Consider the following 25,151-nt stretch of genomic DNA (forward strand, 5'->3'; position numbering starts at 1 on the left):
ACTTATTTTTTATTGGGTTTTTATTGGTTTCATGCTTTTTATAATGTTACTTATTATCCTGTTTCTATTTTACAAGTTCATTTTATTCTTTTAAATCATATAAATATGCACTAATTTCTTCTAATGTTTCTCTATCATAACCCAACATGGGCATTAATTTATATTTTTTTATTGAATCATCCATAAGTCCCATTTCTTTATTTGGATTTAGTACCCAATTACTCATGTAGAATATAAAATCTTTTTTTTCGGGGAAAGCACTTTTATATATATTTTGTATTTCTTTTATTGTAGGTGCTGATTTATTTAATTCATTTGTACTATGACATGTTACACAGTTTCCATTAAACAATAATTCACCATATGATGATGCATATAAATTTGATGATATAATAAGTATTAATAATTTTATTTTCATACTAAAGTTTATAATAAATAAGATTAAAATTTAGGATATATCATCCCAAATTTTAATCTAATTTTTCTGCTAATTCTAAAAGTGAACTAACTGTAATCATAGGCTGAATTTCCCATGGATCAAAAATAGCCTCAGATGATCTTTGAACCCAAGCTGATTTCATTCCTGCAGAAATAGAACCTGTTACATCAAATGGATTACTGGAAATTAACCAAGCTTCATCACCTTTTACCTCAGCACTTCTTAAAAAATGCGCATACGTAGCAGGTGATGGTTTAAATGTTTTAATATCATCAACACTAACTACACCTAAAAATAGCTCTTTTATTCCTGCATTAATAAGTAATTTTTCAACAGCTGCTTCTTTACCATTTGAAAAGGCATATAATCTAAACCCTTTTTCTTTTAATTTAATCAATGATTCTTTTACGTCAGCAAAAGCAGGAAGAATTGCATAAATATTCATAAGCTCTTTTTTCTCTTCATTACTTAGTTTTATTTTGTAATATAAACAACAATATTCAAGAGCTTGTAATGTACATACTTCAAAACCTACATAGTTTTGCATATGTCCTCTTCTAAAGGAATATTCTAATTGTTTATCTCTCCATGTTTGAGAAAAAGCCTTTGCTTTTTCTCCTATGATTTTATTCAATAAAACTAAAACACCATTTGTATCAATTAGTGTTCCATAAACATCAAAGGCTAAAGTTTTCATTTTATACTCCTTTTAGAATATATTATTTTAAATTTTCTTTTATAACATCAATTATATCTTGTGGTTCACATCTTTTTGTATAATCTTCATCTATAAATGAAAATATGATTTCTTTATTTTTATTTATAACATATGTTGCTGGCATTGGGATTTCATATGAATCATCATCATTGTTTGCAGGAATATCAATATTGAAACTTTTATATATAGGTCTTAACTCATCAGCTAATGAAAATACTAATCCAAACTCTTTTGCTATTAAATTATTGTGATCACTTAATACTTCAAATTCTAATTCATTTTTTTCTTTTGTTGTCATACTTGCATCTGGACTTTGTGGTGAAATTGCAATTAATTGTGCTCCTAAAGATTTGAACTCTTCATTTTTTTCTTGTAATGCTTTTAATTCAAAGTTACAATATGCGCACCATACACCTCTATAAAAACTTACGATTGCATAATCATTATTTTCTAATACTTCTGAAAGTGATACTTCTTTTGTTACTGCGTTTGGTAATTTAAATTCTTTTACTTTATTTCCCACTTTCAATGCATTTTTGCTTATTGATTGATCTTGTAACTTTTTAGTTGCACTTAACATTATATTTTGTATTTCTAAAGGAGCTCTTTGTTTAAATCCTTCCTGATATTTTTTTATTTCATCTATTAATCTTGACATTTTATTTCCTTCTTTTTTTATTATAGAATATTTATTCTATAATATTTAAAAAAATTATCTAATCATATCTATGATATTTTTTATGATAATTTCACCATCTTCTTTAACATGATTATATTTCCCATGTACATTTAATCCATGAATTAATGTAATGATAGTAAGTGCCATTGCTTTTTCGTTTCCACTAAACTCACCATTTATTGATGCTTCTTTTAAATTTACTTCAATTTGTTCTTGAAGTTTTATAAAAAAATCTTTTGGAATATTGAAAGCATCTTGTGTCATAAATTCACTTTTTCCCATACAATTCGTAAATAAACATCCTCTAAAATTTTTATCAAAAATAAATTTTTCTAGAAACATAATAATTCCTTTTTTACCAGGATTATTTTTCAGAAGCGTAATATTTTTTGAGGATCTTTTTGTATAATAATTATCAAGTGAATCTTTAAAGATTCCCTCTTTGTCTTTAAATAAAGAATACATAGTTCGACGATTTAACTGAGTGTGTATTACCAAATCAGCCATAGATACATTTTCATATCCTTTTTGCCAAAATAGTTCCATTGCACTATCAAGTACTTTTTCTAAGTTATATTCAGTTGGTCTTGCCATTTTGTATCTCCATTTGTAAAATTATAGAATAATAATTCTATAATGTCAAGTGTAACGGATTTTTCTTTTTTTATAGCTTCTAAGTGTTTTATAGACAAAAAATATATCATTTTTTTTACATAACTAATGTATAATATTTACATAATTAATGTATGATTTAATATTAAACTAAGTAAAAATTAACAATAATGTATTAACAAATACATACATAGGAGCAAGAAAACATTAATTCAATAAATAAAAAACTTGTTATAAAAAATGTTTTTAAAGTTTTTGGTGATAATCCTAAAAAAGCTTTAAAAATGCTGGAGAATGGTTTATCTAAAGATGAAATATTCAGAAAAACTGGAATGACAATCGGAGTTCAAAACGCTAGTTTTGAAATAAATGAAGGCGAAATCTTCGTAATAATGGGTTTGTCAGGTTCTGGTAAATCTACACTTGTAAGACTACTTAATCGACTAATAGAACCTAGTTCTGGAAAAATCTATATTGACGAAACTGATGTAACTAACTTAAATGATAAAGAACTAATAGACATTAGAAGAAAAAAAATATCAATGGTTTTTCAATCTTTTGCACTAATGCCACATATGAATATTATAGATAATACATCTTTTGGATTAGAATTAAGCGGAATAGAAAAATCCAAAAGATATGAAGCTGCAAAAAATGCTTTAGATCAAGTTGGACTTGGTAATTATGTAGAATCTTATCCTGATGAACTAAGTGGTGGAATGCAACAAAGAGTAGGACTTGCTCGAGCTTTAGCAAATAATCCAGATATCATGCTTATGGATGAGGCTTTTTCAGCACTTGATCCTTTAATTCGTACAGAAATGCAAGATGAACTTTTAGTACTTCAAGAAAAAGCTAAAAGAACAATTGTATTTATATCTCATGATTTAGATGAAGCAATTAGAATTGGAGATAGAATTGCAATTATGCAAAATGGTGAAGTTTGCCAAATCGGAACACCTGAAGAAATTATCAATCAACCTGCAAATGATTATGTAAAATCATTTTTTAAAGGTGTTGATGTGACTTCTGTTTTAACAGCATCTCATATTGTTAAAAAAGCTCATTCTACAATAATAAACAAAGAAAGTACTGGAATCAAATCAGCTTTACAATATATATCTGACTTTGATGAAGACTACTGTTATTTTGTTGAGAAGAGTGGAAAATTCATAGGATTGCTTACAGTAGATTCATTAAAAAAACAGCAAAAATTAAATGGTTCAATTCATGATGCAATAATCAATGAGCAAACTATTAATGAAAATCTCCCAATTTCAGAATTTATCTCTTATATTGCTAATAATATTTATCCTACAGCGGTTATTGATGATAATGGTAAATATAAAGGAACTATTTCTAAAAGTAGATTATTAAAGGTATTTGATGAAGGAGTAGATAATGAGTAACGATCCATGGGGAAATGCTTCAAGAGCACAAGAAAATAAAGAATCATCTGTTAACTGGATGGACGCAAATGAAATTCTTCCTACAGAAGAAAAAACATTTGATATATTAAATCCTTTTGAGGATTCAATAATACCTTTTGATGATTGGACCAATCAAGGAATTGACTGGCTTGTCGAAAATTTTAGAGAGTTTTTTTTAGCTGCAAAAGCACCTATTGATTTAGTTTTAAAATCAATTGAAAGTTTTTTATTATTTTTAAATCCATATGTTGTAATTTTATTCTTCGTTTTATTAGCTTTACAATTTTCAAGTAAAAAACTTGCTATTGGTACACTGATTTCATTCTTTATCATTGGGTTTATTGGGGCTTGGGAAGAGTCTATGATTACCTTATCACTAGTTATTACTGCTGTTCTCTTCTCAATAATAATTGGCTTACCTCTTGGTATTTGGAGTGCAAGAAGTGACACAGTAAATAAAGTATTAAAACCTATACTTGATGCTATGCAAACTACACCTGCTTTCGTATATTTGATTCCAATTGTAATGCTTTTTGGGATTGGAAATGTTCCTGGGGTAATTGTAACAATTATTTTTGCACTTCCACCTTTGATTAGATTAACTAACTTAGGGATTAGACAAGTTCCTGCTGATTTAATAGAAGCTTCAAGATCATTTGGAGCTAGCTCTTCTCAAATGCTTTGGAAAGTTCAAATTCCAGTTGCAATGCCCACAATTATGGCAGGAGTGAATCAAACACTGATGCTTGCACTTTCTATGGTTGTAATTGCATCTATGATTGCAGTTGGTGGCCTTGGACAAATGGTTTTAAGAGGAATTGGAAGATTAGATATTGGACTTGCTGCTGTTGGTGGTCTTGGAATTGTTTTATTAGCAGTTGTTTTAGATAGATTAACTCAAGCAATGGGGCAAAAAGATAAAAATGATAAAACGAAATGGTTTCAAAAAGGACCAATTGGATTTATATATAAATTAACAAATAAGGGAAAAAAATGATTAATAAAAAAATACTAATAAGTGGACTAGTATCAATAGTTCTAGCATCAAATTTATTTGCTGCAAAGGTTACTGCAATTAAAACAAATATTGCTGAAGAAACATTTCAAATGGATATTGTTGCAGAGATATTAAAAAAAATGGGACATGAAGTTGAAGTTACAAATGATGTAGGTTATGATATTGCTTATCAAACACTTGCAAATAATGCTCAAAGTGATGATGTCTATTTTTTAGCATCGTCTTGGGATCCATTACATACTTCAAAAATTGAAGGTGTAGGAGGAGATAAAAAAATTCTTACATTCTCTAATTTTATTTCTAATTGTGCTCAAGGATATCTAATCGATAAAAAAACAGCTGACAAATATGATATCAAATACTACAATGATTTAAAAAAACCTGAAATTGCCAAATTATTTGATTTAGATAATGATGGAAAAGCTGATTTAACAGGATGTAATGCAGGATGGGGATGTGAAGGTGTAATTGAGTATCAACTTGATGCTTACAAAATGAGAGATGTTGTTGAACATAATCAAGGTGAATATTCTGCATTAATTGCAGATACTATTGCTAATTATAAAACTGGAAAACCAATTCTTTACTACACTTGGACTCCATACTGGGTAAGTGGTAAGTTAGTTCCTGGGAAAGATGTTGTTTTCTTACAAGTAAAAGAATCTGCACATCCAAGTGGAAATTCTACCAAATTGTCAAATGGAGCTGATTATGGATTTAATATAAATAATCAAAAAATTGCAGCAAATGCAAGTGTTGTAACAAAACACAAAGATATCGCAAAATTATTTGATATTATAAAACTTGATGTAAATGATGTAAGTGGACAAAATATGCTTATGGCAAATGGGCAAAATAAAGAAAAAGATATTGAAAAACATGCGAAATTATGGCTTGAAAAAAATGCAGAAAAAGTTGATGCATGGATAAAAGAAGCTAAAGCTGCTAAATAAGTTTTAAATATATAAAAAGATTATAATGAAGAAAATACAAACAAATATGAATGCAATTTTACTAAAAAATTATGGCGATTTTGAACAACTTGAATACACAAAAACCTTTGACACTCCAAGGCCAAAAGAAAATGAGGTTTTAATTGAAATAAAAGCCGCAGCTATTAATAATACTGATATTAATACAAGAATTGGCTGGTATTCAAAAAATGAAAGCACAAAAGATGCATCTTGGGATGGGAATAATTTAGAATTTCCAAGAATCCAAGGAGCTGATGTATGCGGTTTTATCGTTGATATTGGTGAAAATGTAGCACAAAGTAGAATAGGAGAAAGGGTTTTAATAGAACCGTGTATTCAAAAAATAAATGGAAAACAACTTCAAAGTCCATGGTATTTTGGAAGCGAATGTAACGGTGGCTTTGCACAATATACAGTTATATCACAAGAGCATGCTTATAAAATTGACAGTTCATACACTAATATAGAATTAGCTTCATTTCCATGTTCATACTCAACAGCTGAAAATATGCTAACAAGAGCAAATGTAAATCAAAATGACACTGTTCTGATTTCAGGAGCTTCTGGTGGTGTGGGAAGTGCTGCAATTCAATTAGCTTGTGCAAGGGGTGCGAAAGTTATAGCAATAACAAGCCCTTCAAAATTTGATGAAATTAAATCATTAGGGGCATCGCAAGTTATTTCAAGAAATGATGATATTGTAAAAGTATTAGGAAATAACAGTGTTACTGTGGTTATTGATTTAGTTGCAGGCAAAACATGGGGTAGATTTCTAGAGGTTTTAAAACCAAGAGGAAGATATGCTGTTTCAGGTGCTATTGCTGGACCTATTGTTGAACTTGATATAAGAACTCTTTATTTAAAAGATTTAAGCTTTTTTGGATGTACTGTATTAGAACCCGAAGTTTTTGCTAATTTAATAAAAAGAATTGAAAATAAAGAGATTAAACCTTTAGTTGCAAAAGTATTTCCTTTGGAAGATATTGTTGATGCACAAAAAGAGTTTTTAGAAAAAAAACATATTGGAAAAATTGTTTTATCAATATAATATTTCATAGGATAGAAAATATCTATCCTTGAAATTACTAAGTTTTATTTAACGTGATATCTAAATAATACAAGATTATCTAAAACTAAATTACTAGACCAAATAAACGAAGCCCCTGAGCCTGAAAATTGTTCTTGAAAATTCATATATGCTTTTTTATTATTAACCCCTATTTCATTTTCTGTATATTGCACTGCTTTTGGCCAAGAAAGATAATTATCATTTGATTCCCAAGATAAAGGAATATCCCAATGCAAAGAGTAAGTCTCTTTATATTCGTTTGAACCACTTATATCACAATCTTTTGTTATACGTTCCTGCCCTACTTCTTTTACACAAGATAAATCATAAATAGGAGAGCTATAAAAAGTCTGAGCTTTCCACTTTGAATTTGTTTTTGTTCCATCTGAAAAACTTGCAATCAAACCACCATCTCCTGGAAAATATTTTTTACCTCTATTTCTTTCACTACCAAGTCCAGAGTTTTCCTCCCAATCCACAGCTTTTATTGCGATATCATACGGTTTCTTAACTTTAAATTTTACAACATTTGAATTAAATGGAGTAAAAGGAACAGCATCAACACCTACTAATTTTCCATTGATATACAATTCAAAATAATTATCTGTAAATATATATCCAGTAACAACTTCTCCATCTTTATCAATTTCAACAATAGGAACAGCTGATAAATCTACCTCAGCTAAAGAGTTTGGAGTAATATTTGAGCACTCATCATAAAGATTGTTAACAAAGTTTTTCTTTTCATATTGAACATTTGCAGGAACTATAAACTCTTTACTATCAAGTGAGTGTACGCCAATAGGTGAAGGTCGTGAATTTCCATTTTCACAAGAAAATAAGTTTTCTACTTTTACTTCTGCTTTTCCTTTAATTACTTGAGCAATACCTGTATATTCACAATAAGCAGAAGATAAGAAAAGAGATAAAATACCTAAAAGTGATAATAATTTAATTTTCATTTTAATCTCCATAAATAATATCTTTATATTTTATTTAAAGTATTTTAAGCTCAACTTAATGATATATAACTATCTATTGATAATCAAGAGCTATTTTTATTCCTAAGACAGCAAGTAAAGTTCCTGCAACTCTATCAATATATTTTTTAAATCGTAAATAAATTTTTTGAGATTTTTGTGTAGATAATAAAAGAACAACCATACAATACCAAATTGCATCTATAAAAAAAGCAATTAAACACAATAATAATTCACTATGTGCTGGTAATTCTTTTGGTAATAGTGCTGCGAAAATACTTCCTATTATAATCGCAGTTTTTGGATTACTGATTTGTGTTAAAAAACCAAATAATAGAGCTTTGAAAAAACTTTTCTTACTTTTTTCTAATTTCATATCCATTGATAATGATTCATCTGAATGTTTCCATATTTTATATGCTAAGTACAATAAATATACTCCACCAAAAAGCTTGAAAACACCATATAAAAAAGGTACAGTTTCAAATAAAGCATATAATCCAAAGATTGCTAATAGTGTAAAAAATACAGCTCCTATTGCTAATCCAATAGATACACCTATTCCTTCACTAAGAGGTTTTGAAACAGCTGTTTTTGCAACAAGAATAAAACTAGGGCCTGGGCTCATTGATCCAAATATAAATACAATAGAAATTGCTATTAGGAAAGAATATTCACCCATATAAGAAAGCCTTTGTTTTTTTCTAATTTATTATATTGTAAACTTTCTTATTTATAAGAAGCCGAATATACTAATTCATAAGAGTGAGTATAAATTTCTACGATATTACCAAATGGATCTTCACAATACACCATTTTATATGGTTTTTCACCTGGGAAATATTCTCTTATTGGCATTCTTTGTTTTCCACCTGCTGCAATTATTTTTTCTACTAATCCTTCAATATCTGGATCTTTTACACAAAAGTGAAAGATTCCTGTTTGATATGGATTAAATTCATGTTTTGGTGTTAGGTTTTGAGGGAATTCAAATAGCTCAATTCCTATAGTATCACTTGTTGATAAGTGCGCTATTTTAAAACTTCCCCATCCATCACCAAATACATCAATACACATTTGACCAATTGCAGTACTGCTTTCCTCTAAAACTTCTGTTGGACCCATCATTACATACCAACCCATTACCTCACTGTAAAACTTTACAGCTTCTTCTAAATTTGGAACTGTAATTCCTATATGTGAAAATGCTCTTGGATAATTGCTCATTATTTTTCCTTTAATTTGTGTTATAATTGAGCGTATAATAACTATATAATAATACTTTTGGAAGACGTAACCTTTGAGTTATTAGGTTACCTTTTAGTTTCTCTTGTGAAACAATCTATGCAAAACAGCAATAAAAAATTTACAAAATTTAGGAAAACATATGACTAGAGGCAATGAAAAAATCTACAAATATAATGAAAAAGAATACAAATGTCCACTAGAAGCTGCAATGGATTTACTTGCAGGGAAATGGAGAGCATTAATTATATGGCATTTAATAAAAGAAAATTTAAGATTTTCTGAAATACAAAAAATTGTTCCAGGTATTTCAAAAAAAGTTTTATCAGAACATTTAAGGATAATGGAACAAAATGAGCTAATTGAAAGAACAGTATTTCCAGAAGTTCCACCTCGAGTTGAATATAATATTACAAGTAAAGGAAAAACACTTTTTGAACCTCTAAACTATCTTGAAAATTGGGCTAGAGAAAATATGGAAAAAAAATAAAATCTAAATGATTAAATATTTCTTTTCCTTTTAAAACTACTAATTAATCCTGATACAATAACAAATGCAAGTCCAACAAAATAAATTGCTAAAACTTCTTCATTAAAAAACAGAATTAAAAAAAATGCAGCTAGTATTGGTGTTAAGAATATATATGGTGCTACTTTTGAAGCATCAAATGATTGAAGACCTTTAATCCAAAATAGATATGAAATACCATTAATAAATACTCCGTTTATGATAATACTAAACCAATCTTTTGAAGAGGGAATAACAAAACTTGAAAAACTTCCTACTGCAATAATTGAATATAGTATTGCTGAGAAAAAATATATCATTACGGCATTTGTAGCATTTATTTTTACGATTTTACTTAATACAGAAAAAAGAGCAAAAGCAAATGAACCTAGCATTACAATTAATAACACATCTATTTGTGAAAAATCTAAAGCGCTAAAATTTCCTTTAGTAATAACTAAAATAACTCCTATAAAACCAAATAGTATTGAAAAAAATTTTCTTTTTGTAAAACTCTCTTTTAAAATCACTAATGATAAAAAAACTATAAAAATTGGCCACATATATTGAATAACTAAAACTTCTAAACCATTAGCATGGTTATAACCATAATATAAAAGTAAATAAAATATAAAATCTAAAAAGCCTAAGGCAAATAAAATCAAAAAAATCTTTTTTGAATATGAAAAAATCTCTTTAAAATTTTTTTCATAAACCGAAACAATAAATATTGATAAAAATGAAATAATTGAAGAATAAAATAAATATTGATGATGATCTAATCCTGATTGTGCAATTTTAGCAAATGTTGGAATTAAAGACCACAATACAATACATAAGACAATATATACAATAGCTATATTTGTTTTTAAATAATTTTTCACAAATAATCCTTAAAAAAGCCAAATTCTAACAAATATATAATTAGAACATAATATATAATAAGCTCTAATTTGCTAAAATGCAACCCTTATAAGAGTTTCAAAATCAAAAGGTTTAATAATAATGAGTGAAAGTAAAGATTTTTTACGTACAATAGTTGAAGAAGACTTAAAGTCAGGGAAGTATAAAGAAGTAATTACAAGATTTCCACCAGAGCCTAATGGATTTCCACACATTGGACATGCTAAATCTATCTGTATAAATTTTGGAATTGCAAAAGATTATAATGGTCATTGCAACCTTAGAATGGATGATACAAATCCAACTAAAGAAGATACAAAATATGTAGAGGCTCTTAAAGATGCTGTTCAATGGCTTGGATTTGACTGGGGTAAAAATGTATACTTTACTTCTGATTATTTTTCTAAGATATATGATTATGCAATTAAACTAATTAAAATGAATAAAGCATATGTTGATAGTTTAACAGAAGAAGAAATAAGAGAATATAGAGGAACTATTACACAAGGTGGAAAACGTAGTATTTATGCAAATCGTTCAATTGAAGAAAATCTAGACCTTTTAGAGCGAATGAAAAATGGTGAATTTAAAGATGGAGAACATGTACTAAGAGCAAAAATCGATATGAGTGCTGCTAATATGAAAATGAGAGATCCACTTTTATATAGAATCAGACATGCACATCATTTTAGAACAGCTGATGATTGGTGCATTTATCCAATGTATGATTTTGCACATTGTCTATCTGATTATATAGAAGGTGTTTCTCACTCTATTTGTACACTTGAATTTGAAAACAATCGAGATATCTATGATTGGTTATTAGATACCCTTGAACTTAAATTACCTCGTCCTTATCAACATGAATTTGCACGACTGGGAATCAATTACACTGTTATGAGTAAAAGAAAACTTTTAGAGTTAGTTGATGGTAAATATGTTAATGGTTGGGATGACCCAAGAATGCCAACAATTGCTGGATATAAAAGAAGAGGATATACAAAAGAATCAATTTTAAACTTCTGTGATCAAATAGGAATTGCAAAAGCAAATTCAATGGTTGATGTGGCACAACTTGAATTTTGTATCAGAGATGATTTAAACCAAAAAGTTCCTCGAGTTCTATGTGTCCTAGATCCACTTAAAGTTACTATTGAAAATTATGAAGGTAATGAAGAGATTGATGCTCCTTATTACCCACATGATGTACCAAAAGATGGCTCAAGAAAATTACCTTTTTCTAAAAATATTTATATAGAAAGAGATGATTTTATGGAAAATCCTCCAAAAGGTTATTTTAGACTTACTCCTACGCAACCTGTTCGACTTAGACATGGTTATATTATTTCTTGTAAAGAAGTAGTTAAAGATGCAAATGGAAATATTATTGAAATAATTGCGCAGTATTATCCCGAATCGAAAAGTGGTGCAGATACAAGTGGTATTAAAGTTAGTAGTGCTATTCAATGGGTATGTGCAAAAGAAGCTAAAACTGTTGAAGTAAGACTTTATGATAGATTATTTAAAAATGAAGCACCAGAAGGATTAGAAGATTTAAATCCAGATTCTTTAAAAATTATCAAAAATGCAATTATTGAACCTGCTGTTATTATAGATAGAATTGATGAAAGATTTCAGTTTGAAAGACAAGGATATTTCTACGCTGATCCAATTGATTATACAAATGAAAAACCAGTATTTAATAAAATTGTAGGACTTAAAGATTCTTGGGCTAAAAAAACGAAAAAAGAAACTGCTCCTAAGATTATAGATAAACCACAAGTGCAAAAAGTTCAAGTTGTTGGTGAAATAGAAGCTCTAAATGAAGAGCAACAAGCATTATTTGATAAATATACTAAAAAATTACAACTAAATAATGAAGTATCAAATATTCTTGCGAGAGATAAAGATCTTTCAAACTTTTACAAAGATGCACTTGCTGTTATAAATAGTCCAGTTACTTTGGCAAATATTGTTGTAAATGAAGTAGCAAGAGAGTTAAAACAAACAGAAATTAGTAAAGTAAAATTTACTCCAATACAAATAGCAGAACTTGTAAAAATGGTTGATGATGAAGTAATATCTAGTAAAATAGCTAAAGAAGTATTTGAAGATATGGCAAAAGCTGGGATTAATCCAAGTAAAATTGTTGAAGATAAAGGATTAGTGCAAATAAGTGATCCTATAATAATTTCACCTATTATTGATGATATTATTGCAAAAAATCCTGATAATGTAGAAAAATTTAGAGCTGGTAATACAAAACTTTTAGGTTTTTTTGTAGGACAGGTATTAAAAACTACAGGGGGAAAAGCAAATCCAACAGTAGTAAATGAGCTTGTAGCTCTTAAATTAAAATAAGAAAGGCTAGCTAAACACTAGCCTTTTTCTTTATATATTTCTAAAATTATCTATGCATTGGTTGATTATTACCTGGTCCTGCATGTCCATGTCCATGATGATGAAAAGGGAAACATCCACTAAAAACAGCTGCTATTAAAATTGATAGAGAGAATAAATAAATTTTTTTCATAATATATCCTTTAAATTTTTTGAAATTATTACATCCTTTTCTTAATGAAATATTAAAATTATAAAAGTGTTGCTTATAAAAATAGCATTATTATATTTTAAGACTTTTAAATCTAGCTATTACAAATAGGTAAATAAAAGCTCGCATCAATCTCATTATCTTCTAGAAAATGGTTTTTATGCATAATCACAAAAGAAGGTTTAGTTGTAGTTTCAAATCCACTTTGGGGCAACCATTTATGATATGCCCATTTTATAAACCATCCAACTTCCCTATTTCCTTTATAAATATCAAAAACCGCATACAAACCTCCTTCTAAAATATTTGAAGGTAAATTAGTATTTAAAAGTTTAGACTCTTTTTTAGGATTTATTGCTGCTGTATAAAAGCATTCTTTATGGGCAGTAATTGCAGGATTATCATGATATATACCAATTTGCTCATAATCATTTAATTCATTTGTATATACCCAAGCTTGAAGTTGTTGCCATTTTTTCTTTGCTTCTTTTAGTATATAACCTTTTTGGCGAATATAATAGATATTTCTGTCTTGTGTTTTTATGATTCTAACTTTTGATTCATCAAAATCTGGCAAAGAATCTAAGAGTAAAGAATTATCAAAGATTTTCTTTGAATATATTTCATAACCACCCCTTCTCCACTCTTTTGGTGTTTGTTCAAAACGCATTTTAAATGCTTTTATAAAAGAAGATTGAGAGCTATATCCACACATATTTGCTATTTGCGAAATAGTTGAATAATTGTTTGTTAATAAGAGATTCGAAGCTTGTTGAAGACGAATCGATTTTATCGATTCATATATATTAATTCCCATTTGCTCTTTAAAAATTTTATGAAGATGAATTTTACTTATTGAAAAGTTTGATGCTAATTCATCTATATTAATAGACGTGTCAATATTTTGATAAATGTATGACATGGTTTTATTTGCTATATCTATGTGAATATCACGAGTATTTTTCTTTTGCATTATAAATAATAGCATATTAATTATATATTTTGATTAATTATGAACAATTATTTATATACAAAAAGAGTATATTTAGAATAATTTTGATAAAGAATAAGATTTTTTTAATAGATATAATACCTCAGAAAATTTAAAAAAAGAGTTTATTTATGAATGAAATTTATACATTGCCACTACTTATATCTATTGCTACATTTATTTTAACAACACATATTACACCAGGACCTACAAATATAATATTACTATCTTCAGTACTTAACTTTGGATATAAAAAAACTCTTCCTTTTATAATTGCAAATATTATAAGTTATCCTCTCATGATGAGCCTTACAGCATTTGGCTTAGGCTTATTTTTAATAGAACACCCAACAATTATGTTAATACTAAAAATTAGTGGTATTATGTATCTTTGTTATATGGCATGGAAAATAGCTACTAATAGAAGTTCTTATGAGTCACAAAAAAATATACAAAGTAAACCTTTCACTTTTGTACAAGGTCTTGTTTATCCCTTTCTTAATCCAAAAGCTTGGATTGTGTATACATCAATTATCTCAATTTATGTGACCTCAATTGATGTGAGATTTTTTCAAATAGGAATTATTGTTCTTTTTATTTTTATCTCTATGATTATTACAACTTACCTTTGGTCTTTTGGCGGAATTGCATTAAAAAAATTGTTAAAAGATGAGAGATTTATTAAAAAACTCAATATAACTATGGCTATTTTATTGATTATTTCAATATTACCAATTTTATTTTAATTTCATTTTATAATATAGGTTTAATTAAAAAGTATTAAGTAATTCCAATAAAGACTAAAAACAGACCAAACTATAGGAATAATAAATAGAGTTTTGATGTTTTTTTGAGTATTCATAAAAAGTATAATCAATGTAAATGCTACTGTAATATTAGGTAGCATTCCAATTATAGATATTTCATAATGATGTGTACCTGCAAAAATCTGTACTATTGGATAAAAGAAGGTAAGAAAGGAGACTATTATTAAAGAGATTTTATTTTTTACAAAAATAAGCTCTTTTTTAATCATTCCAAACCATAATAAAAGTAAAGCTTGTAGTATAAAAAAATAGCCTATATATAAGCCGAACCAATTTATAGAAAAATAATACTTTATTTCATAAATAGCTCCAATCCAAATCCAAAAAAAAGCTAAGATACTTACTATTATTTTATGACTTTGATTTTTCCAGATAAAATAAAGCATCAAAAAAGCTAAAAAAATAAAAGCAAATTGCAAAGGATAAAAGAACTCTTGATATTCATAAATAATAGAGTCAATCACCTCTTTTGTATATGGAACTACTACTCTTATCATAAACTCTCAATATATTGAATCATTTTAGCTCTTCCTATTTCATCTGGTATTTTTCCATACATAGCACCCATATTTTCTTTCATATGTTCAATCCTTGATGTTGCTGGAATTGAGCAAGTAACAGCAGGATGTGAAATAATAAACTTCAAAAAGAATTGTGCCCAATTATTAATATCATATTCACTTTTCCATAAAGGAAGAGGATATTTTTCAAAATCATCAAAAAGAGAACCTCCTTTAAATGGCCTATTTATGATCACGGCTATTCCCTTTTCTTTTGCTAAAGGAAGTATTCTATTTTCTATTTTGCGATTTAGTACATTATACTCACACTGTATAAAATCTATTTCTTGTGTAAGCATAATTTTTTCCAACTCTTCATGCCTACTTCCATGGGACGTTGAAACACCTATATATCTAATTTCGCCCTTTCTTTTTTTCTCTAAAAGAGTTTCTAAATGCTCTTCCCAAGAAAGAAGATTATGCACTAAGAATAAATCAATAGGTTTTATTCCCCATAAATTTTCAGAGTCTAAGATCTGTTGTTCCCCATCACTTTTACTTGCTGTCCAAACTTTGGTTGTAGAAAATAATGATTTTGGATATCCAAGTTTTTTTAAACAATATCCCATAACTTCTTCAGCTGAGCCATACATAGGTGAAGAATCAACCATTCTACCTCCCATATCAAAAAATGTTTTTAATACTTCTGCTCTTGCATCTCTAAGTCTTTTACTAGCTCCTACATTAAAACTTATCCAGGTTCCCATACCAATACTTGGAATAAATTCTTTACTTCTAGGAATTTGTTTTAAAAGAGGCATATTTGTATTTGCAAATGCACTTTGAAATAAAATAGGTGAAATCAATCCAGCCATTGAAAGGGTATTTAAAAATTCTCGTCTATTCATAAAATCTCCTTATTAATGAGTTAATTTATTCTTTTTTATTTTAAAAGCTACTTATGAAAGCTTGAAAAATACTTTCTTAGCTACAAAATTCATCTTCTTTTATCCTTAGATCTTTAGCATTTTATAAAGGCCACTTAAAGTCTACTTTTTCTTCAGAAACACTCCATAATTTTGCTGCAATTTTTCTATCTAAAACAAAAGGTAATAGTGTTGATTTACCTATTGGCCCCACCATTTCAGCTCGTTTTGTTGGTCCATAAAATGTTTCAGCTTCAAGGCTATTTTCTGTTGCACATAAAACTTCTGGCCATGAGCCTTTTTCAGCCGATTACCAAAATGGAGTTAAAAGTTTGTACATAACTCTTGTTATGAGATTTGCATCTTCTCTTATAAGTGTAGTTTTTGATGATCCAGGATGACACACGTGAACTTGCACATTTTTATTTTGTTTCTTTATTCTTCTTTGCAATTCATAAGAAAACATCATAAGTGCTAATTTACTATGACTATAAACATTATTTGGATGATAATTTTTATCAAAATTCATATCTTCAAATTGAATCTTTTTATATCCCATTTTGTAAGCTAAACTACTTACTAATACAATTTTTCCATTAGATTGCTCTATTTTATCAAATAATAAACCACATAAAAGAAAGTTTCCATAATAATTAACTCCAAGTTGACTTTCAAATCCATCAAGAGTAAATTTTTGTTTTGCAATTTGCGCAATTGCTGCATTACAAATTATTGCATCAATTTTTTCTACACTATTATTAATAATTTGTGCTGCATTTCTTATTGATTCTAAAGAGGCAAGATCTAAATGAATAAATTCAATATCGGCATCCATATTTACTTGTTTAATCTCTTGAATAGCTGCTTTTACTTTTATTACATTACGAGATAAAATAATAACTTTTGCACCTTTAGATGCGAGTAACTTTGTTGCTTCAAAGCCTACTCCAGCATTACCACCTGTAATTAAAAAAGTTTTACCCTTTTGAGATTCTAGTTTATTAGGAATCCATCCTTGTGATCCAAATGGATTAGTTTCTACTTTGCTCATTTAATTCCTTTTATTTTTATACTTAAATTCTAACAAATAGAAAAACTTATGGATATACCATTTGTATTTATTATTTGCACAAAAATATCATTCTTTATAATTTGATATATAAATATTAGCTTTTATTGATATAATTGTATTTTAAGGAGTTAATATGCTAAAAGAGAAGATAAATAAACTTGCAATAAATGAAGGTATAAATGACATAGGAATTGAAGGTGTTGAGTTGTTTAAAATTTCAACTCCTTACTCAAAAATAAACTCAGTTTTACCTGCATCTGTTTGTATTCTTGCACAAGGAAGTAAAAATCTATATTTAGGAGAAGAAAAATATATTTACAATAAAGACTCATATTTAATAAGTACATTAAAAATGCCTGTAGTTGCAGAACTTATTGATAGCTCTTTTGAAAATCCTTGCTTAGGAGTAATCATTTATCTTGATTCAAATATCATTAGTGAACTTTTAAGAAATTTTGATGAATTAAAAGAATGGCAACTGCATAAAAAAACTGATTTGATAATAACAACTTCACCAATAAATCTAACAATAGAAAATTCATTAGAAAGATTACTAGATACTGTAAATAATCCTATGGATATAAAAGTATTAAGTAAATCTTTTATTAGAGAAATTTTTTATGAAATTTTAAAATCTTCAGATGGACATATATTAAGAAACAGTGTTCAACACCATACAAAAGTACATGAAATGGTACCTACTATAAAATTTTTAGAACAGAATTTCAAAAATAATATTACAATAGAGGAAATAGCAAAATTTGCAAGTATGAGTATACCAACTTTACATAAAAATTTTAAAAAAGCTACATCCTTAGCTCCAATGCAGTTTATTAAACAACTAAGACTTCATAATGCGCATTCCCTACTATTATCTGGATATAATGCTAGTAATGCAGCTTTTGAATCAGGATATACAAACTCAGCACAATTTAGTAGGGAATTTAAAAGATTATTCTCATACTCTCCTAGAGGTATAAAAAATAAGTTGTAAGATTTTGTATATAAAATTTGTTGTTTGAATTATGAAATTTAATTTAGGGATTTTATTTGAAGTGGCTCCGGCACCTGGATTCGAACCAGGGACCAAATGATTAACAGTCATCTACTCTACCGCTGAGCTATGCCGGAACTTGAAAAGGTTTTGTGTTTTAAATTTATAAATGGCTCCGGCACCTGGATTCGAACCAGGGACCAAATGATTAACAGTCATCTACTCTACCGCTGAGCTATGCCGGAATCTATAAATTTAACATTAAATTGAAGTAATGGCTCCGGCACCTGGATTCGAACCAGGGACCAAATGATTAACAGTCATCTACTCTACCGCTGAGCTATGCCGGATTATATGACTTCAACTTTAATGGGTCCGAATTATAGTAAAAAATGCTCTTATTGTCAAGAGCAAAAGAATCTATTTTTGTAAATTCTTATAAAAATCAACTCCGCTACTATTGACAAGAGTAATTATATTCTTATTAAGTAAATTATTTAAGTTTAATTTTGATTTTTCATCAAACATATTATCAATATCTTCTTTTGTTAAAGGTCTTCTTTTTAACATAGATTTAATTTCATCCATATCAAAATATTGAATAGATTTTGGTCTATTTTTATATATGATATTAGTATTGATACTTTCAAATCTATTTGCTACACTTTCTAAGAACCCATAAGAAACAGGTTTTACTTCATATGCAGGCGGTCTATCGATTGTACCTATATCAACTCTTCTAGGATTAATTTTCTTTACTGCATCATATAATAAAATTAATTCATCTTCTTTATCATTTAAATCTTTTACGAATAATATTTCTAATACAAAATCATTTTTTGTTTCTTTTGAGAAATCGCACATTGCAGGTATTATTTTTTCTATTTCAACATTTTTGTTTACTCTATCTAATTTTTTAAAACATTTTTCACTTACACAATCTAATGATAGTTTAACTGTATCAATTTTTAAAAGAGTATTAAATATTTCTTTTTTATAAATAGTACTTCCATTTGATAAAATCAAGGTTTTTGTTTCACCTTTTATTTCATTTATTTCATTTACTAACTCATCTAAATTTGGATATAAAGTTGGTTCACCATTTGCAGTTAATGTAATAACATCTATTTTTGGATGCTTATCAAAACTATCTTTTATTGCATTTATTATTTCAGTAACTTTAGGACTTCTATCCATTTTATCAACTGTTTTTGAACCTTCAAGTTCACAATATAAACAATCAAAATTACATTGTTTTTTAGAGGGAGATAAATCTACACCTAAAGATATACCAAATCTTCGTGAAGGAATTGGTCCAAAAATAATAGAATTTGAATATGACATGATTTTTCTTTCGATAGATTAAGTAGGAAAACCTACTTAATTTTTATGAGATTATTTTTTACTTACTCTTTGACACTCTTTTACAAAGTGAATAGCATTTTCAACAGGAACATCAGGAAGGATTCCATGACCTAAATTAAAGATATGACCTTCTCCTTGCATTATATTTTGTAAAGCCTCTACACACATTGTTGTAGCCTCCTTTGAATATAATCTGCATGGTTCCATATTTCCTTGAAGAACATATTTACTTCCAAGTTTTTCTTTTGCAAGCGCCATTGGAGTTCCCCAATCTACACCAAATACATCGAAGTTACCATATACTTTATCTAAAAATGCTGGAATTCCTTTTGGGAACATAATAACTGGAATATGAGGATATTTTTCTTTTAAATATTCTGCAATTTCAACCATATAAGACCATGAAAACTCATCATAACGAGCAGGTTCTATTGCAGCAGCCCATGAATCAAAGATTTGAACAACGTCAGCACCTGCTTGTATTTGTTTCTCCATATAAAACTTTACAACTTCAGTTACTTTTCTAAGAATTTTATGTAAAAGTTCAGGATTAGAATACATCATTTTTTTACAAATATTATATGTTTTTGTTCCTTGTCCTTCAATCATATAAGTTGCAAGTGTCCAAGGAGCTCCTGTAAATCCGATAAGAGCTTTATCTTGAGGTAATTGTTCTTTTAATAACTTTATCGTTTCATAAACATAAGTTAGTTTATCAGCAGCAGCTTCACCACCAAGTAATCCATCAACATCTGCTTCAGTTACAATTGGATCTTTGAAAATTGGACCTTCACCTTTGATAAAATCTAAATGCATTCCCATTTCATTCGGAATTACTAAAATATCAGAAAATAAAATAGCAGCATCAACACCAACTATATCTAAAGGCTGAATTGTAACTTCAGCAGCTAGTTTTGGATTGTGACAAAGATTTAAAAAGTTTCCTGCTTGAGCTCTAACTTTCATATACTCAGGAAGATATCTTCCTGCTTGTCTCATCATCCATACAGGTGTATATGGAGTTGGTTTTCTAAAACATGCATCTACAAATATTTTTGACATTTTTTACCTTTATTTTAATGTTTTCCTACTTTTCCTAAAAAGAAAAGTCCTGCTGATAATATTCCAATTGATAATGCAAAATAAAGCATTTGTAATGCTCCATCATAATTTGTATGCAATACCTTTTGAAAAAAACTTACAATTAAAACCATTACAATAACTTTTGCAATTTTGTCTTTTAATTGATCTAAAGAGTGAATAGCTAAGATATTATTACCTGATTTACTATTTTCTGCTGCGTCAATTTTTGAAATAAATAGTTCATATAAACCAAATGCAAAAATCAACATAACAACTGCAATTAGATATAAATCAACTGCACCAATAATTTTACTTACAATTTGTTCATGAAAATCTTCAGGATGTAAGCCCTTAAAGTATACATCATATGTATAAACTAAAACTTCAAAAATATCTACTGAAGCCACTATAAAAAGTATTATAGCTCCAATTAGTCCAAAAATAACAGGAAGCAAAACAAATAATCTTGCTTTCCACATAGTACTTTCAAAGAATTTTTCTAACATTTAGATTTCGTTTTCTAAAGCGATCCATTTAAGACCAATTCTAACTGCATTTGTTGCAGCTCCAACTCTTACTTGATCTGCTACATTAAAATAATGAACCACATTTGCAGCATAAATATCTTTTCTAATTCTTCCAACGTAAGTAATATCTGTATCAGTTGAAATAATTGGCATTGGATATTTATTATTCTTTAAGTCATCAATAACTTCTACATTTTCAAAGTTATTTAATACTTCTCTCACTTTTTCAACATCAACATCTACATTTTCATTGAATGTTACTGTAATTGATTCACTATGAGATCTTAAAACTGGAACTCTTACACAAGTTGCTGCAATTTGCATCTCTTTATGCATGATTTTTTGAGTTTCTTTTACCATTTTCATTTCTTCTTTAGTAAAGCCACTATCAGTTGCAACATCAATTTGTGGAATTACATTTAATGCAATTTGATGAGGGAATGCTTTAATATCTGCTTCATCTAACTTAAATGCAAAAAATGCTTGCATTTGTTTTACAAGCTCTTCCATACCTTTTTTACCAGCACCCGAAACTGCTTGGTAAGTTGAAACATCAACTCTTTTGATTCCATATAATTCATCTAATGGTTTTAAAGATAACACCATTTGAATTGTTGAACAATTTGGATTTGCAATAATCCCTGTTTCTCTCCATGATCTTATATCTTCTGGATTAACTTCAGGCACAACTAAAGGAACTTTTGGATCCATTCTAAAATGACTAGTATTATCAATTACAACAGCTCCAGCTTCAACTGCAAATTTTGCAAATTGTTCAGAAACACTTCCCCCTGCACTAAAAAATGCTATTTCTACATCATTTTCTTCAAAACAAGTTTCAGTTAATTCTAAAACTGTAATCTCTTTGTTCATAAATTCAATTTTTGAACCAGCACTTCTTGAACTTGCTAATGGTATTAATTTATTAATAGGAAAGTTATATTCTTCTAAAACTCTAAATAACTCTTCACCAACTGCACCAGTAGCTCCAACAACTGCAACATTAAACTTTCTCATCTTTCTATTCTTCCTCTTTTTTATCTAAATTATTTTCATCTATAATATCTAATAAATTTGATGCTTTATTTGTTTCAGGATCAATTGTTAGTGATTCTAAAATTTCTCCATCTTCTGTATATCTTATGATATTTCCATTTTCATCTAATTCAATTTCTTCATCTTCTTTTGGACATTTTGCAATTGATACAACTTTATCATTTTTATCTACATTTACAATAATTACACCGGCTGTATTTCTACCTGCTTTTCTAATTGCTTGCATATCAACTCTAATCATCTTTCCAATAGAAGTTAATAACATTAAATCTTGTGTATCATCAACTAAAACTTCACCTACAACATTACCTGTTTTTGGTGATAATTTCATTGATATAACTCCAGAACCTGCTCTATTTGTAAGTCTATATTCACTTACAGTTGTTCTTTTTCCAATACCTTTTTCAGATACTGTTAATAGCTCTTGCTCTTCGTTACTTACAACATCAGCATCAACTACAAAGTCTATATCATGTTTGAATTTAATACCTCTAACACCTCTAGTACTTCTTCCTTGATCTCTTGTTTTTTCGATTTCAAATCTAATACATTGTCCCATACTTGTAAAAATCATCAAATATTGAGTTTCAACATCCGCAATTTTTGCAGTTACGATTTCATCTAAATCATCAAGAACAATCGCTCTTACACCATTTGATCTAATATTTGAGAATTCACTTAATGAAGTTCTTTTAATTACACCATTTCTTGTGAAGAATACTAATGATTTTGATTCATCGAAATCTGGTGTTGGAATAATTTCCATAATTTTTTCATCAGGTCTTAAGTTAATTAAGTTAACAACTGCTTTACCTTTTGCTGTTCTACTTCCTTCTGGAATTTTATATACTTTTAACCAATATAATTGACCCATATTTGTAACAAACATCAATGTATCATGAGTATTACTTACGAAGAATTTCTCAATGAAGTCATCATCGTGCGTAGTAACAGCAACTTTACCTTTTCCTCCACGTCTTTGTTTTTCATAAGATTTAATAGGAACTCTTTTTACATAACCATTATGAGTGATAGTAACTACCATTGGCTCATTTGGAATTAAATCTTCAATATCAATTTCATCGTAAGAATCTTCAATCTCAGTTCTTCTATCACTTGCGAACCTTTCTTGAATTTCTGTTAATTCTTCTTTGATAATTTCATTTAATTTATCTTCAGATTTTAAAATTGATTCTAATTCTGCAATTAATATCATCAATTCTGCATATTCAGCTTCTAATTTATCTCTTTGAAGACCTGTTAATCTTCCTAATCTCATATCTAAAATAGCTTGAGATTGAATTGGACTTAATCCAAATCTATTTTGTAAATTATCTTTAGCTTCGGCATCATTAGCACTTGCTCTGATTATTTTAACTACTTCATCAATATTATCTAAGGCAATTTTTAAACCCTCTAAAATATGTGCTCTTGCTTTTGCTTTTTCTAAATCAAAGATAGTTCTTCTGATAATTACAGTTTTTCTATGAGATAAGAAAATATTTAATAACTGAGGTAAATTAAATACTTTTGGTTCTTTATTATGAACAGCTAATAAAATAATACCAAACGTTGTTTCCATAGGAGTTGATTTGTATAAATTATTTAAAACAATCTCACTCATAGCATCTTTTTTAAGTTCAATTACAACTCTAATACCTTCTCTATCAGATTCATCTCTAACTTCTGAAATACCATCAATTTGTTTATCTTTAGCAAGGTTTGCAATAAGTTCTATTAATCTTGATTTATTTACTTGGTATGGCAGTTCATCAAGAACAATAATCTCTTTTTTCCCTCTTGTCTCAATATGATGTTTAGCTCTAATTCTTACACGTCCTCGACCTGTATTATAAGCATCTATTATTCCTCGTCTACCAAAAATTGTTCCACCTGTTGGGAAATCTGGTCCTTGAATAAACTGCATTAATTCATCCGCTGTAACATCCGGATTATCAACTGTATATAAAACTGCATTTAATAACTCAGTAATATTATGAGGAGGAATTTTAGTTGCCATTCCAACTGCGATTCCTTCACTACCATTTAATAAAAGAGTAGGAACTCGAGTAGGAAGAACCGACGGTTCTTTCATTGTATCATCATAGTTAGGAGTAAAATTAACAGTATCTTTATCTAAATCTCTTAATACTTCTTCTGCTATTTTAGTCATTCTAGCTTCTGTATATCTCATAGCAGCAGCACTATCACCATCAATAGATCCAAAGTTTCCTTGACCATCAACTAAAGGCGCTCTCATTGAGAAAGTTTGCGCCATTCTAACTAAAGCATCATAAACAGAAATATCACCATGTGGATGATACTTACCAATAACATCTCCAACAATTCTTGCTGATTTTTTGTATGCTGATTTTGAAGTAATATTCAAATCATGCATTGCAAATAAAATCCTTCTATGCACAGGCTTTAAACCATCTTTTGCATCAGGTAATGCACGACCAATAATAACACTCATAGAGTAATCTAAATATGAAGCTTTAACTGAGTCTTCAATATTTATGTCTATAATATCTTGATTTTCGAAAAGGTTTTCCATAAAAAAAGGCCTTTGTAATATAAAATTGTATTATTTTATCCAAAAAGGACTTAGTATAAGTTGTAATAGATTTTTTTAATAAAAAAAAAGGGATAAAAGTCAAAACTTTCATCCCTTTTTATAATTT

26 protein-coding genes and 3 tRNA genes are annotated in these 25,151 nt (G+C 28.3%); 8 read left to right on the forward strand and 21 right to left on the reverse strand.

What is annotated here, in order from left to right; genetic code table 11:
- Nucleotides 1-82: 82 nt before the first annotated feature.
- The 4 genes from ABVS04_RS10215 to ABVS04_RS10230 are packed head-to-tail and all read right to left on the reverse strand — an operon-like array spanning nucleotide 83 to nucleotide 2,430.
- The gene (locus tag ABVS04_RS10215; RefSeq protein WP_368030615.1) at nucleotides 83-418 is read right to left on the reverse strand and encodes a c-type cytochrome; all 336 of its coding nucleotides are present in this window, start codon (nucleotides 416-418) and stop codon (nucleotides 83-85) included.
- Between the two features lie 52 nt (nucleotides 419-470).
- Nucleotides 471-1,136 (reverse strand): haloacid dehalogenase type II, encoded by a 666-nt coding sequence (locus ABVS04_RS10220; RefSeq protein WP_368030616.1) that lies wholly within the window; start codon nucleotides 1,134-1,136, stop codon nucleotides 471-473.
- Between the two features lie 22 nt (nucleotides 1,137-1,158).
- Nucleotides 1,159-1,815 carry a peroxiredoxin-like family protein gene (locus ABVS04_RS10225; RefSeq protein ID WP_368030618.1) on the reverse strand — a complete coding sequence of 219 codons (657 nt, stop codon included), beginning with the start codon at nucleotides 1,813-1,815 and terminating at the stop codon, nucleotides 1,159-1,161.
- A 54-nt stretch (nucleotides 1,816-1,869) separates the two neighbouring features.
- Complete coding sequence (locus ABVS04_RS10230) at nucleotides 1,870-2,430, reverse strand: TetR/AcrR family transcriptional regulator (RefSeq protein ID WP_368030619.1); 561 nt, start codon at nucleotides 2,428-2,430, stop codon at nucleotides 1,870-1,872.
- A 302-nt stretch (nucleotides 2,431-2,732) separates the two neighbouring features.
- On the opposite strand from ABVS04_RS10230, the gene proV reads away from it, so the two are divergent.
- Genes proV through ABVS04_RS10250 form a run of 4 tightly spaced genes read left to right on the forward strand, consistent with a single transcriptional unit; the run spans nucleotide 2,733 to nucleotide 6,918 of the window.
- Entirely contained in the window at nucleotides 2,733-3,857 is a 1,125-nt protein-coding gene (proV, locus tag ABVS04_RS10235) for a glycine betaine/L-proline ABC transporter ATP-binding protein ProV (RefSeq protein ID WP_368030620.1), read from the forward strand.
- Entirely contained in the window at nucleotides 3,850-4,875 is a 1,026-nt protein-coding gene (proW, locus tag ABVS04_RS10240) for a glycine betaine/L-proline ABC transporter permease ProW (RefSeq protein WP_368030622.1), read from the forward strand. Before proV ends, proW begins: the two co-directional genes overlap by 8 nt.
- Complete coding sequence (proX, locus tag ABVS04_RS10245) at nucleotides 4,872-5,849, forward strand: glycine betaine/L-proline ABC transporter substrate-binding protein ProX (RefSeq protein ID WP_368030623.1); 978 nt, start codon at nucleotides 4,872-4,874, stop codon at nucleotides 5,847-5,849. The genes proW and proX overlap by 4 nt, the downstream gene beginning before the upstream one ends.
- 25 nt (nucleotides 5,850-5,874) lie before the next feature.
- The gene (locus ABVS04_RS10250) at nucleotides 5,875-6,918 is read left to right on the forward strand and encodes an alcohol dehydrogenase family protein (RefSeq protein WP_368030625.1); all 1,044 of its coding nucleotides are present in this window, start codon (nucleotides 5,875-5,877) and stop codon (nucleotides 6,916-6,918) included.
- A 44-nt stretch (nucleotides 6,919-6,962) separates the two neighbouring features.
- Here the strand turns inward: ABVS04_RS10250 and ABVS04_RS10255 are convergent, their stop codons facing one another.
- From ABVS04_RS10255 to ABVS04_RS10265, 3 genes are all read right to left on the reverse strand, one after another.
- Complete coding sequence (locus ABVS04_RS10255) at nucleotides 6,963-7,901, reverse strand: hypothetical protein (RefSeq protein WP_368030626.1); 939 nt, start codon at nucleotides 7,899-7,901, stop codon at nucleotides 6,963-6,965.
- A gap of 73 nt (nucleotides 7,902-7,974) precedes the next feature.
- On the reverse strand, nucleotides 7,975-8,601 hold the full coding sequence (locus ABVS04_RS10260) for a LysE family translocator (protein ID WP_368030628.1): 627 nt from the start codon (nucleotides 8,599-8,601) through the stop codon (nucleotides 7,975-7,977).
- Between the two features lie 47 nt (nucleotides 8,602-8,648).
- Entirely contained in the window at nucleotides 8,649-9,146 is a 498-nt protein-coding gene (locus tag ABVS04_RS10265; protein WP_368030630.1) for a lactoylglutathione lyase family protein, read from the reverse strand.
- 160 nt (nucleotides 9,147-9,306) lie between these two features.
- Here ABVS04_RS10265 and ABVS04_RS10270 point away from each other — a divergent pair, with 160 nt between their 5' ends.
- Nucleotides 9,307-9,654 (forward strand): winged helix-turn-helix transcriptional regulator, encoded by a 348-nt coding sequence (locus ABVS04_RS10270; protein ID WP_368030632.1) that lies wholly within the window; start codon nucleotides 9,307-9,309, stop codon nucleotides 9,652-9,654.
- Between the two features lie 11 nt (nucleotides 9,655-9,665).
- On the opposite strand, the gene ABVS04_RS10275 is transcribed toward ABVS04_RS10270, so the two are convergent.
- Complete coding sequence (locus ABVS04_RS10275) at nucleotides 9,666-10,556, reverse strand: DMT family transporter (RefSeq protein ID WP_368030634.1); 891 nt, start codon at nucleotides 10,554-10,556, stop codon at nucleotides 9,666-9,668.
- Nucleotides 10,557-10,677: 121 nt separating this feature from the next.
- Here ABVS04_RS10275 and ABVS04_RS10280 point away from each other — a divergent pair, with 121 nt between their 5' ends.
- The gene (locus ABVS04_RS10280) at nucleotides 10,678-12,936 is read left to right on the forward strand and encodes a glutamine--tRNA ligase/YqeY domain fusion protein (RefSeq protein WP_368030636.1); all 2,259 of its coding nucleotides are present in this window, start codon (nucleotides 10,678-10,680) and stop codon (nucleotides 12,934-12,936) included.
- Nucleotides 12,937-12,982: 46 nt separating this feature from the next.
- On the opposite strand, the gene ABVS04_RS10285 is transcribed toward ABVS04_RS10280, so the two are convergent.
- Both ABVS04_RS10285 and ABVS04_RS10290 read right to left on the reverse strand, forming a co-directional pair.
- Nucleotides 12,983-13,108, reverse strand: coding sequence for a hypothetical protein (locus ABVS04_RS10285; protein WP_368030638.1), 126 nt, complete (start codon nucleotides 13,106-13,108; stop codon nucleotides 12,983-12,985).
- A gap of 112 nt (nucleotides 13,109-13,220) precedes the next feature.
- Nucleotides 13,221-14,099 carry a GyrI-like domain-containing protein gene (locus ABVS04_RS10290; RefSeq protein ID WP_368030640.1) on the reverse strand — a complete coding sequence of 293 codons (879 nt, stop codon included), beginning with the start codon at nucleotides 14,097-14,099 and terminating at the stop codon, nucleotides 13,221-13,223.
- A 149-nt stretch (nucleotides 14,100-14,248) separates the two neighbouring features.
- Between ABVS04_RS10290 and ABVS04_RS10295 the strand changes: the two genes are divergently transcribed.
- Nucleotides 14,249-14,863: a LysE family translocator gene (locus ABVS04_RS10295; RefSeq protein ID WP_368030642.1), complete on the forward strand. Its 615-nt coding sequence runs from the start codon at nucleotides 14,249-14,251 to the stop codon at nucleotides 14,861-14,863.
- Nucleotides 14,864-14,883: 20 nt separating this feature from the next.
- Here ABVS04_RS10295 and ABVS04_RS10300 read toward each other — a convergent pair whose 3' ends face one another.
- From ABVS04_RS10300 to ABVS04_RS10310, 3 genes are all read right to left on the reverse strand, one after another.
- The gene (locus ABVS04_RS10300; protein WP_368030644.1) at nucleotides 14,884-15,441 is read right to left on the reverse strand and encodes a DUF6064 family protein; all 558 of its coding nucleotides are present in this window, start codon (nucleotides 15,439-15,441) and stop codon (nucleotides 14,884-14,886) included.
- Nucleotides 15,438-16,352: an aldo/keto reductase gene (locus ABVS04_RS10305; RefSeq protein ID WP_368030646.1), complete on the reverse strand. Its 915-nt coding sequence runs from the start codon at nucleotides 16,350-16,352 to the stop codon at nucleotides 15,438-15,440. The genes ABVS04_RS10300 and ABVS04_RS10305 overlap by 4 nt, the downstream gene beginning before the upstream one ends.
- A 328-nt stretch (nucleotides 16,353-16,680) precedes the next feature.
- On the reverse strand, nucleotides 16,681-17,421 hold the full coding sequence (locus ABVS04_RS10310) for an SDR family NAD(P)-dependent oxidoreductase (protein WP_368030648.1): 741 nt from the start codon (nucleotides 17,419-17,421) through the stop codon (nucleotides 16,681-16,683).
- Between the two features lie 154 nt (nucleotides 17,422-17,575).
- Here ABVS04_RS10310 and ABVS04_RS10315 point away from each other — a divergent pair, with 154 nt between their 5' ends.
- On the forward strand, nucleotides 17,576-18,436 hold the full coding sequence (locus ABVS04_RS10315; protein ID WP_368030650.1) for an AraC family transcriptional regulator N-terminal domain-containing protein: 861 nt from the start codon (nucleotides 17,576-17,578) through the stop codon (nucleotides 18,434-18,436).
- 62 nt (nucleotides 18,437-18,498) lie between these two features.
- Here ABVS04_RS10315 and ABVS04_RS10320 read toward each other — a convergent pair.
- The 8 genes from ABVS04_RS10320 to gyrA form a co-directional block, all read right to left on the reverse strand.
- Nucleotides 18,499-18,573, reverse strand: a tRNA-Asn gene (locus ABVS04_RS10320).
- 33 nt (nucleotides 18,574-18,606) lie between these two features.
- A tRNA-Asn gene (locus tag ABVS04_RS10325) sits at nucleotides 18,607-18,681 on the reverse strand.
- A 30-nt stretch (nucleotides 18,682-18,711) separates the two neighbouring features.
- Nucleotides 18,712-18,786: transfer RNA gene (locus ABVS04_RS10330), tRNA-Asn, on the reverse strand.
- Nucleotides 18,787-18,856: 70 nt separating this feature from the next.
- The gene (locus ABVS04_RS10335) at nucleotides 18,857-19,780 is read right to left on the reverse strand and encodes a radical SAM protein (protein WP_368030651.1); all 924 of its coding nucleotides are present in this window, start codon (nucleotides 19,778-19,780) and stop codon (nucleotides 18,857-18,859) included.
- 51 nt (nucleotides 19,781-19,831) lie between these two features.
- Nucleotides 19,832-20,863: a uroporphyrinogen decarboxylase gene (hemE, locus tag ABVS04_RS10340; protein ID WP_368030652.1), complete on the reverse strand. Its 1,032-nt coding sequence runs from the start codon at nucleotides 20,861-20,863 to the stop codon at nucleotides 19,832-19,834.
- 14 nt (nucleotides 20,864-20,877) lie between these two features.
- Nucleotides 20,878-21,390: a YqhA family protein gene (locus tag ABVS04_RS10345; RefSeq protein ID WP_368030654.1), complete on the reverse strand. Its 513-nt coding sequence runs from the start codon at nucleotides 21,388-21,390 to the stop codon at nucleotides 20,878-20,880.
- The gene (locus ABVS04_RS10350; protein ID WP_368030655.1) at nucleotides 21,391-22,428 is read right to left on the reverse strand and encodes an aspartate-semialdehyde dehydrogenase; all 1,038 of its coding nucleotides are present in this window, start codon (nucleotides 22,426-22,428) and stop codon (nucleotides 21,391-21,393) included.
- 4 nt (nucleotides 22,429-22,432) lie between these two features.
- A complete protein-coding gene (gene gyrA, locus ABVS04_RS10355) occupies nucleotides 22,433-25,024 on the reverse strand; it encodes a DNA gyrase subunit A (RefSeq protein ID WP_368030657.1) in 2,592 nt (863 codons plus the stop codon).
- Between the last annotated feature and the right edge of the window lie 127 nt (nucleotides 25,025-25,151).

The organism is Arcobacter sp. s6 (assembly GCF_040884245.1).
GTDB lineage: Bacteria > Campylobacterota > Campylobacteria > Campylobacterales > Arcobacteraceae > Aliarcobacter.